Origin of the sequence: Xylophilus sp. ASV27 (genome assembly GCF_016428875.1) — a bacterium.
GTDB lineage: Bacteria > Pseudomonadota > Gammaproteobacteria > Burkholderiales > Burkholderiaceae_C > Xylophilus.
The window spans coordinates 21,173-30,230 of sequence record NZ_JAELTO010000050.1 but is presented as its reverse complement, the minus strand read 5'-3'; the positions used below and the strand labels follow the sequence as shown (position 1 = coordinate 30,230).

Below are 9,058 nucleotides of genomic sequence, written 5' to 3'. Positions count from 1 at the left end.
CCCCCCCCCCCCCCCCCCCCCCCCCCCCCCCCCCCCCCCCCCCCCCCCCCCCCCTTTTCAAGCAGAAGACGGCATACGCGATTTCCTGTACGGTCTCGTGGGCTCGGAGATGTGTATAAGAGACAGCTGCGCCGCCGCAGCCGATGCACGCGCAGGCGCCCGCGCCCGCCCTGGCTGTTGCGCCACCACCCCCGCACGCCGCACCGCCGCGCCCTGCCCACGAGGTGCCGCCCCACCTGCCGCAACCGCAGGAGCGAAGCCCGCACGCCGCCATGGCGCCTGCCGCGCCGGGCGCGGTGCGGCCGCCGGAACGCCCCGAGCCGCAGCCTGGGCAGACGCCCGAGCGCGGCCGCCAGCCCATGCCGCATCCGGCCACGCCCGCAGCGCCACGGCCGCCAGCGCCGGCCCATCCGCCACAGGCGGCCATGCCGCATCCACCCGCAGCACAGCCCCCTGTTCCGCATGCGCAGCGGCCGGAGCTTGCGCCGCCGGCACATCCCCATCCCGCCGCTGCGGCGGTGCCACCACGGCCGCATCCGGAGCAGCATGCCGGGCCGCCACCGCGGCCCGCGCAGCCGCGCCATGCGGAAGGCCGGCCGCACGAGCCGCAAGGCCACAGGCCCGGAGAGCGCTGAAACGCCGGGGCCCGCCCGGCCAACACGGACGCGGACCTGGACCCCTGGCGCGACCCGGGACGCCGATATATCAATGAAATATGGCTCTAGCCCAGACAGCACCTGGGCTTCATGCTATCAATATTGAATCAGGGCAGCAGCGCCAGCGCCTGCTGGTAGGCCGGGTCGTACATCAGTTCGTCCCAGCCCTGCGGCACGGTTTCTGGCAGCAGGGCCAGGCGGCGTGCCTCCGAGCGCGCGTCGGGCTGCCAGCGGCCCTGCCGGCGCGCGGCGTCCAGGCCGTCGATCAGTTCGTCCACCGGCCTGCCGTCGCCCAGGCTCTGGTTGCACAGCAGTACCAGGTCGCAGCCGGCAGCGAGCGCGGCCACGGCGGCATCGGTGTAGCCGACCACCTGCCCATCGATGCGGCGCGCGCCTTCCATGCTCAGGTCATCGCTGAAGATGGCGCCGAGGAAGCCGAGCCTGCCGCGCAGGACGTCCTGCAGCCATTTCTCGGAAAAGCCGGCCGGCCGCGCGTCGACCCTGGGGTAGATGACGTGGGCCGGCATCACGCTGGCCAGGCTGGTGGAGAGCCAGCCGTAGGGCGCGGCGTCGTCGGCCAGGATGGCCTTCAGGCCGCGGCGATCGACCGGCACCTCGGTGTGCGAATCGGCCTTGACGAAGCCATGCCCCGGAAAGTGCTTGCCGCAACTGCCCATGCCGGCGCGCAACAGCCCGTGCACCAGGCTCTTGGCCAGCAGCGCGGCCACACGCGGGTCGCGGTGGAAGGCGCGGTCGCCGATCACGCCGCTTTCGCCATGGTCCAGATCCAGCACCGGGGTGAAGCTGAAGTCGACGCCGCAGGCGCGCAGCTCGGCCGCCAGCACGTAGCCTGCGGCGGTGGCGGCATTGGTGGCGGCCATGGCGTCACGCATCCACAACTGCCCCAGCGCGCGCATGGGCGGCAGATGGGTGAAGCCGTCGGTGCGAAAGCGCTGCACGCGGCCGCCTTCGTGGTCGACGGCGATCAGCAGGTCGTCGCGCACGGCCTTGATGCCGCTGGTGAGCGCGAGCAGTTGCGCGCGGTCCTGCCAGTTGCGCGCGAACAGAATCACGCCGCCGACCAGCGGGTGGGCCAGGCGGCGGCGGTCGGCGGCGGTGAGGGTGGTGCCGGCAAGGTCGATGATGAGAGGGGCGTGGTCGGTCATGGCGGGGTGGTGAGGTGTTCGACGACGACGAAGGTCGCCGCGTAGTCGGTTTCGTCGGTGACGGTGATGTGGGCGTGGAGGCGGCGCGCCTCGAACCATTCCTTCAGCGCGCCGTGCAGCACGATGGCCGGCTGGCCGCTGGGCTGGTTGACGATCTCGCACAGGCTCCAGGCCATGGGCGAGACCATGCCCAGGCCAATGGCCTTGCTGAAGGATTCCTTGGCCGAGAAGCGCGTGGCCAGGTAGCGCAGGCCCCGCTCCGGCCAGCGCGCGCTGCGGGCGCGCCAGACGGCCATTTCCTGCGGGCCGAGGATGCGCTCGGCGAAGCGCTCGCCATGGCGCTCGACGCTGCGGCGGATGCGGCGGATGTCGCAGACATCGGTGCCGATGCCGAAGATCATGCAAATGCCTCGTCGATGCAGCGCTGGTAGTCGCGCACCGCCGCGGCGTAGCCCAGCTCCAGCGCATCGGATATCAGCGCATGGCCGATCGAGACCTCCTGCACGCCTGGCACGGCGCGCAGGAAGTCGGCCAGGTTGTCGCGGTTCAGGTCGTGGCCGGCGTTCAGGCCCAGGCCGGCCTCGAGCGCCGCGCGGGCGGTGTCGGCGAACTGCCGGAGCACCGCGCCCTGCCGCGGCGTGCCCCAGGCGCGGGCGTAGCTCTCGGTATAGAGCTCGACCCGGTCGGCGCCCACGGCCCTGGCCGCGGCCATGGCCGCCGGCACCGGGTCCATGAACAGGCTGACCCGCACGCCCAGCGCATGGCATTCGTCGATCAGCGGGCGCAGGCGCGCGGCGTCGTCCGGAAAGCTCCAGCCGTGGTCGCTGGTGGGCTGGTCCATGCTGTCGGGCACGAAGGTGGCCTGGTGCGGGCGCACGCTGCGGATGCAGTCCATCAGGTTGTGGAACGGGTTGCCCTCGATGTTGAACTCGGCCCGCGGCCACTCCTTGAGCAGCGTTGCCAGCTCGCCCACGTCGTGCGCGCGGATGTGACGCTCGTCCGGGCGCGGGTGGATGGTGATGCCCTGGGCGCCGGCCAGCAGGCAAAGCCGGGCAGCGCCGGTGACGCTGGGCAGCCCCACGTCACGCCGGTTGCGCACATAGGCGACCAGGTTGACGTTGACCGAGAGATGGGTGCGGGTGTTCATAGCAGTTGTCCATTGTGCTGCGCACTACCCGCAGCGCAAGAAATCCAAAGCCTCAAAAGGCCGCGGAGGCGGAGCAGGCCAAGCGCAAACATCCGCGGATCTGGCTCCGCCAGTCCGCTGGATGCGCCCCCTGCAAGGAGGTCGGCGGAGACGCCAAGCGCGCAGCAGCCTGGGAGTCATTCCAGATGTTGCAGGTCGATCATCATCTGCCGCGTGCGCAGGGTGGCGACGCCGCAATGGTAGTGCAGCAGTTGGCGAAGCTGGGGCTTCAGTTCGGCCGCCGCGGGCGCGACGGCGCGCAAGGTGGCGGTGAAGGCCTGCGCGTCGTCCAGTCCGCGCTGCAGCGCCTGCCACTGCGCGCCGCCGAGCGCGGCGCGTTCGTCCGTGCCGGCCTCGCCCAGCCCCCCCTCGGGCGTGAGCGCGTAGCGCGCGGCGGCCGCCAGCGGCGTCTGGGTGGCGGTCTGCAGGTGCAGCGCCGGCAGCAGGCCGATCTCGCGCAGCAGCAGCAGTTCGAAGGCGCGCAGCACCGGCTGCAGCGCCTCGCCGTGCTCGGAGGCCAGCACCTGCACCACCATGCCGTAGGCGTCGAACAGGGCCGGATGCGCGTCGTCCCGCGCCAGCAGGCGGATCAGAAGCTCGTTGAGGTAGTAGCCCGACAGCAGCGCATCGCCCATGGGCATGACGTGCCCGCCGCTCCATTCGGCGCCCTTGAGGGTGTGGATCTCGGCGCCTGCCCCGGCCGCGGGCGTCCAGCTCAGGCGCAGCGGCTGCAGCGGCAGCAGCACCGGGCGAAAGTTGGAGCTGGGCTTCTTCGCCCCCTTGGCCACCAGCGTCACCCGGCCATGCGTGCGGCTGAAGGTGTCGAGGATCAGGCTCGACTCGCTCCAGTCGTAATGGTGCAGGATGAACGCAGGCTCGTCCGAGATGCGACGGGCGGCGGCCATGTCAGGCGCAGGACAAGATCATTCGTAGCCGAAGGAGCGCACGCGGGCTTCGTCATCCGCCCACCCGGAGCGCACCTTGACCCACAGCTCCAGGAACACCTTGCAGTCCATGAGCTTCTCGAGTTCCTGGCGCGTTTCGGTGCCGATGCGCTTCAGGCGCTCGCCCTTGTCGCCTATGACCATGGCCTTGTGGTTGTCGCGCTCGACCACGATGGTGGCGGCGATGCGCAGCAGCCGCTTGTGCGCCTTGCTCGCCTCTTCCTCGAACTTGTCGATGACGACGGTGGAGGTGTAGGGCAGCTCGTCGCCGGTGAAGCGAAACAGCTTCTCGCGCACGGTCTCGCTGGCCAGGAACTTCTCGCTGCGGTCGGTCAGCTCGTCTTCGGCATACCACCAGGGCTGCTGCGGCAGGTACTTGGAGCAGATGCCGAACAGGCGCTCGACGTCGCCCTTGTTCTTGGCCGACATGGGCACGAACTCGGCGAACGGATGGCGCTCCTGCATGCCCTTGAGCCAGGGCGCGATCTCGGCCCGGCGGTGCACCGTGTCGAGCTTGTTGGCCACCAGCAGCGCCGGCACGCCGGGCTTGAGAAGCGACAGCACCTTGGCGTCGCCCAGCGTGAAGCTGCCCGCCTCGACCACGAACAGCACCAGATCGACGTCGCCGATGGCGCCGAGCACGGTCTTGTTGAGCGACTTGTTCAGGGCCGTGTTGTGCCGCGTCTGGAAGCCGGGCGTGTCGACGAAGATGAACTGCGCGTCACCCAAGGTCCTGATGCCGGTGATGCGGTGGCGCGTGGTCTGGGCCTTGCGCGAGGTGATGCTGATCTTCTGCCCCACCAGCGCGTTGAGCAGCGTGGACTTGCCCACGTTGGGCTTGCCGACGATGGCGATCACGCCGCAGCGCTGGGCCTCGGGCGCGACGCTGCAGGCGCGCGCAGCGCCGGGCCTGGCGGCGGCCAGCATGGCGTCCACGGATGCGTTTCCTGCATCTCCCGGCCCTGCATTTTCTTGGGGATTAATGGTTGAAGCCCTGAATTCACCTGGGCTTTCAGCTACTTTTTTTGTAGCATCATTCATGAGTTCTTCGCTTTCAGGTAGGCCAGCATGGCGGCGGCGGCCGCCTGCTCGCCGGCGCGGCGAGACCCGCCGATGCCGCGCTCGGCGTGGCCGAGCTCGACCACCTCGCACTCCACGTCGAAGGTCTGGCGGTGCGCGGCGCCCAGGGTGGCGATCACGCGGTAGGCGGGCAGCTTCATTTTGCGGCCCTGCAACCACTCCTGCAACTCGGTCTTCGGGTCCTTGCCGGCGGCCTGCATCTGCGGGGTGATGTCGACGTCGGCGAACAGCCGGCGCACCAGGCTCTCGGCCGCGGCAAAGCCGGCATCGCGGTAGACCGCGCCGATGATCGCCTCCAGCGTGTCGGCCAGGATGGACGGGCGGCGCGGGCCGCCCGAGCGCGCCTCGCCCTCGCCCAGGCGCAGCACCTCCGGCAGTTGCAGCTCCAGCGCGATGCGGTGCAGCGTCTCTTGCCGGACCAAGTTGGCGCGCACGCGCGAGAGGTCGCCCTCGGCCAGCGTGTTCAGCCGGCTGTAGAGCAGGTCGGAGATCGCCAGGTTGAGGACCGAGTCGCCCAGGAATTCGAGCCGCTCGTAGTGGTCGCTGGAATAGCTGCGGTGCGTGACGGCACGCAGCAGCAGTTGGGTATCGGAGAAACGGTGCTGCAGGCGCTCCTGCAAGGCGGCCAATGCCGGGGAAAGGGAAACTGCCACTCTGCCTTCTATTTCGAACTGCCGGTGTAGTGCATCACCAGGTAGGCCGGCCCCACCAGGTGGATTTCCTTGCGGTAGTCGAATGCGACGCGGTAGCCGTCGCCCACCGGGGTGATGATCAGGTCCTTGCCGGAGAGGGAGGTGATGTCGTCGATCGTCGCGGCACGGTCGAAGTCCGCGCGGATCGCCGGCACGCCCACCTCCTGGCTGGCGCGCTGGACCGCCTTGCGCACGGCCTGGTACTCGATCGCGCTGGGCACGAGCTGCATGCCCACCAGCACGACGCACAGGCCCAGCGCCACGACGACGAGCAGACCAAGAAAGCCGATGCCGCGCTGGCGCCGAAGGGGGCTGAGGGTATGCATGCCGGTGCTCCGCAGAAGGCGTGAAGGGGTGAACTCGCGCATCAGTTGAAGCCGCCGATGCGCTTCAGATTGCTGAAATTCATCCAGACGAAGAAGGCCTTGCCGACGATGTTGGCATCCGGCACGAAGCCCCAGTAGCGCGAGTCCAGCGAATTGTCGCGGTTGTCGCCCATCATGAAGTAGTGGCCCGGCGGCACCTTGCAGGTCACGCCCTCGACCGTGTAGGAACACATGTCGCGGTACTGGAAGTTGGATGCGCCCGACACGTAGGCCGGCCGGTCGTCATCGGTGATGAAGCGGTGCCTGCGCTCGCCCAGTTGCTCGTCGAACTGCTTGAAATAGCGCATCGAATCCTCCTCAAAGAATTCGCCCGCGGGGCTGGTCGGCACCGGCTTGCCGTTCACGGTCAGGCGCTTGTTGATGTAGGCCACCTCGTCGCCCGGAACGCCGACCACGCGCTTGATGTAATCGACGTTGGGCTGCGGCGGGTAGCGGAACACCATCACGTCGCCGCGCTGCGGCGGCGTGCCTTCGGTGACCTTGGTGTTGATCACCGGCAGGCGGATGCCGTAAGTGAACTTGTTAACCAGGATCAGGTCGCCCACCAGCAGCGTCGGGATCATCGAGCCCGACGGGATCTTGAACGGCTCGAACAGGAACGAGCGCAGCAGGAACACGATGGCGATCACCGGGAACAGCCCGGCCGTCCAGTCCAGCCACCAGGGCTGCATCAGGATGCGGCCGCGCGCCTGCTCCACGTCGGCCACGTCGGTGCCGTCGACCTTCTTGATGCCCTGGCGCGTCAGTTCTTCGCGGCGCGCGGCCATGGAAGCCTCCAGCGCCGCGGCCGCGCGACGCCGCCTCGGCAGGAAGAAGAAGCGCTCGGCCAGCCAGTACGCCCCCGAGACCACGGTGGCCAGGAACAGCAGCAGGGCGAAGTTGCCCTCGATGGCGCCGAAGTACCAGGCGCCGACGTAGCCGATGAACGCGGCCAGAATCACGGAAGTAAGGAACTGCATGGGATTTTTCTTGTGGATCAGTCTTCGACCTGCAGGATGGCAAGGAAGGCTTCTTGCGGCACTTCGACCGAACCGATCTGCTTCATGCGCTTCTTGCCCGCCTTCTGCTTCTCGAGGAGCTTGCGTTTACGGGACACGTCACCGCCGTAGCATTTTGCCAGCACGTTCTTGCGCAGCGCCTTGATGGTCTCGCGCGCGATGATGTTGGCGCCGATGGCCGCCTGGATCGCCACGTCGTACATCTGGCGGCTGATGATCTCGCGCATCTTGGCCACCACCGCGCGGCCGCGGTACTGGCTCTGGCTGCGGTGGACGATGATGGACAGCGCATCGACCTTCTCGCCGTTGAGCAGGATGTCGACCTTGACCACGTCCGACGCGCGGTACTCCTTGAACTCGTAGTCCATCGACGCATAGCCGCGGCTGACCGACTTGAGCTTGTCGAAGAAGTCCAGCACGATCTCGCCCAGCGGCATCTCGTAGGTAAGCATGACCTGGCGGCCGTGGTAGGCCATGTTCATCTGCACGCCGCGCTTCTGGTTGGCCAGCGTCATCACCGCGCCCACGTGCTCCTGCGGCATGTAGAGGTGCACGGTGACGATCGGCTCGCGGATCTCCTGCAGCCGCCCCTGGTCGGGCATCTTGGAGGGGTTCTCGACCATGACCACTTCGCCGTCGCCCTTGACCACCTGGTAGACCACGCTCGGCGCGGTGGTGATCAGGTCCTGGTCGAACTCGCGCTCGAGCCGCTCCTGCACGATCTCCATGTGCAGCAGGCCCAGGAAGCCGCAGCGAAAGCCGAAGCCCAGTGCCTGCGACACCTCGGGCTCGTAGTGCAGCGAGGCGTCGTTGAGCTTCAACTTCTCCAGCGCGTCGCGCAGCGCGTCGTACTGGTTGGCCTCGGTCGGATAGAGCCCGGCGAACACCTGCGGCTGGATTTCCTTGAAGCCGGGCAGCGCCTCGGTCGCCGGGCCGGCATTGTTCGGCAGCTTCTTCTCCAGCGTGATGGTGTCGCCGACCTTGGCGGCCTGCAGTTCCTTGATACCGGCGATGATGTAGCCCACCTGCCCCGCCTCCAGCGAGTCGCGCGGCTGGTTGGCCGGCGTGAACACGCCCAGGTTGTCGGCGTTGTAGACCGCGCCCGTCGCCATCATCTTGAAGCGCTCGCCCTTGGCCAGGCGGCCATCGACCACGCGCACCAGCATCACCACGCCGACGTAGCTGTCAAACCAGCTGTCGATGATCATCGCGCGCAGCGGGCCATCAGGCTTGCCGCGCGGCGCGGGGATCCTGGCGACGATGGCTTCGAGGATCTCGTCGATGCCCATGCCGGTCTTGGCGGAACAGGGAATCGCATCGCTCGCGTCGATGCCGATCACGTCCTCGACCTCGGCCTTCGCGTTCTCCGGATCGGCCTGCGGCAGGTCCATCTTATTAAGCACCGGCAGCACTTCCACGCCGAGGTCGAGTGCGGTGTAGCAGTTGGCCACGGTCTGCGCTTCGACACCTTGCGATGCATCGACGACGAGCAGCGCGCCTTCGCATGCGGAGAGCGAGCGCGACACTTCGTACGAGAAGTCCACGTGGCCCGGCGTGTCGATCAGATTGAGGTTGTAGACCTGCCCATCCTGGGCCTTGTACTGCAGCGCGGCGGTCTGCGCCTTGATGGTTATCCCACGCTCTTTTTCGATGTCCATCGAGTCGAGGACCTGCGCTTGCATGTCGCGTTCTTCGAGTCCGCCGCAACGCTGGATCAGGCGGTCCGCAAGGGTCGATTTGCCATGGTCGATGTGCGCAATGATCGAGAAATTTCTGATGTGGTTCATCAACGGGAACGTTTAAGTGATTGAATTTATTCGGAGCGCACAAAGAAAAAAGGGCGCGTCGAGTGGTGACGCGCCCTGAACCAACAATCTATGGCAACTGCGATAGTTGGAGCTTCATTGTAGGCAAAAAGGCCAGGACGTACAGCGGAAAAGCGCTCGAAAA

Annotated in this window: 10 protein-coding genes; all 10 read right to left on the bottom strand. The window is 67.7% G+C overall.

Going from position 1 to position 9,058, the window contains the following annotated elements; all coding sequences use genetic code 11:
• The coding region (locus JHD63_RS12215; protein ID WP_198971019.1) for a hypothetical protein at positions 1-197 on the bottom strand (197 nt) is incomplete at its 3' end.
• A 566-nt stretch (positions 198-763) separates the two neighbouring features.
• Entirely contained in the window at positions 764-1,822 is a 1,059-nt protein-coding gene (gene nagZ / locus JHD63_RS12210; protein ID WP_198971018.1) for a beta-N-acetylhexosaminidase, read from the bottom strand.
• On the bottom strand, positions 1,819-2,223 hold the full coding sequence (acpS, locus tag JHD63_RS12205) for a holo-ACP synthase (protein ID WP_198971017.1): 405 nt from the start codon (positions 2,221-2,223) through the stop codon (positions 1,819-1,821). Before acpS ends, nagZ begins: the two co-directional genes overlap by 4 nt.
• Positions 2,220-2,969 (bottom strand): pyridoxine 5'-phosphate synthase, encoded by a 750-nt coding sequence (locus tag JHD63_RS12200; protein ID WP_198971016.1) that lies wholly within the window; start codon positions 2,967-2,969, stop codon positions 2,220-2,222. The genes acpS and JHD63_RS12200 overlap by 4 nt, the downstream gene beginning before the upstream one ends.
• 176 nt (positions 2,970-3,145) lie before the next feature.
• Positions 3,146-3,913, bottom strand: a complete 768-nt coding sequence (recO, locus tag JHD63_RS12195) for a DNA repair protein RecO (protein WP_198971015.1) — start codon at positions 3,911-3,913, stop codon at positions 3,146-3,148.
• Positions 3,914-3,931: 18 nt separating this feature from the next.
• A complete protein-coding gene (gene era, locus JHD63_RS12190) occupies positions 3,932-4,879 on the bottom strand; it encodes a GTPase Era (protein ID WP_370590492.1) in 948 nt (315 codons plus the stop codon).
• A 110-nt stretch (positions 4,880-4,989) separates the two neighbouring features.
• A complete protein-coding gene (rnc, locus tag JHD63_RS12185; RefSeq protein ID WP_198971013.1) occupies positions 4,990-5,685 on the bottom strand; it encodes a ribonuclease III in 696 nt (231 codons plus the stop codon).
• A gap of 8 nt (positions 5,686-5,693) precedes the next feature.
• Positions 5,694-6,050 carry a DUF4845 domain-containing protein gene (locus JHD63_RS12180; RefSeq protein ID WP_198971012.1) on the bottom strand — a complete coding sequence of 119 codons (357 nt, stop codon included), beginning with the start codon at positions 6,048-6,050 and terminating at the stop codon, positions 5,694-5,696.
• Between the two features lie 41 nt (positions 6,051-6,091).
• Complete coding sequence (lepB, locus tag JHD63_RS12175) at positions 6,092-7,069, bottom strand: signal peptidase I (RefSeq protein WP_198971011.1); 978 nt, start codon at positions 7,067-7,069, stop codon at positions 6,092-6,094.
• 17 nt (positions 7,070-7,086) lie between these two features.
• A complete protein-coding gene (lepA, locus tag JHD63_RS12170) occupies positions 7,087-8,895 on the bottom strand; it encodes a translation elongation factor 4 (protein WP_198971010.1) in 1,809 nt (602 codons plus the stop codon).
• Positions 8,896-9,058 lie beyond the last annotated feature (163 nt).

Bases quoted from the DNA above. Each gene is read 5' to 3' on its own strand.
- nagZ (WP_198971018.1), bottom strand. From the start codon at position 1,822: ATGACCGACCACGCCCCTCTCATCATCGACCTTGCCGGCACCACCCTC.
- acpS (WP_198971017.1), bottom strand. From the start codon at position 2,223: ATGATCTTCGGCATCGGCACCGATGTCTGCGACATCCGCCGCATCCGC.
- JHD63_RS12200 (WP_198971016.1), bottom strand. From the start codon at position 2,969: ATGAACACCCGCACCCATCTCTCGGTCAACGTCAACCTGGTCGCCTAT.
- recO (WP_198971015.1), bottom strand. From the start codon at position 3,913: ATGGCCGCCGCCCGTCGCATCTCGGACGAGCCTGCGTTCATCCTGCAC.
- era (WP_370590492.1), bottom strand. From the start codon at position 4,879: ATGCTGGCCGCCGCCAGGCCCGGCGCTGCGCGCGCCTGCAGCGTCGCG.
- JHD63_RS12180 (WP_198971012.1), bottom strand. From the start codon at position 6,050: ATGCATACCCTCAGCCCCCTTCGGCGCCAGCGCGGCATCGGCTTTCTT.
- lepB (WP_198971011.1), bottom strand. From the start codon at position 7,069: ATGCAGTTCCTTACTTCCGTGATTCTGGCCGCGTTCATCGGCTACGTC.
- lepA (WP_198971010.1), bottom strand. From the start codon at position 8,895: ATGAACCACATCAGAAATTTCTCGATCATTGCGCACATCGACCATGGC.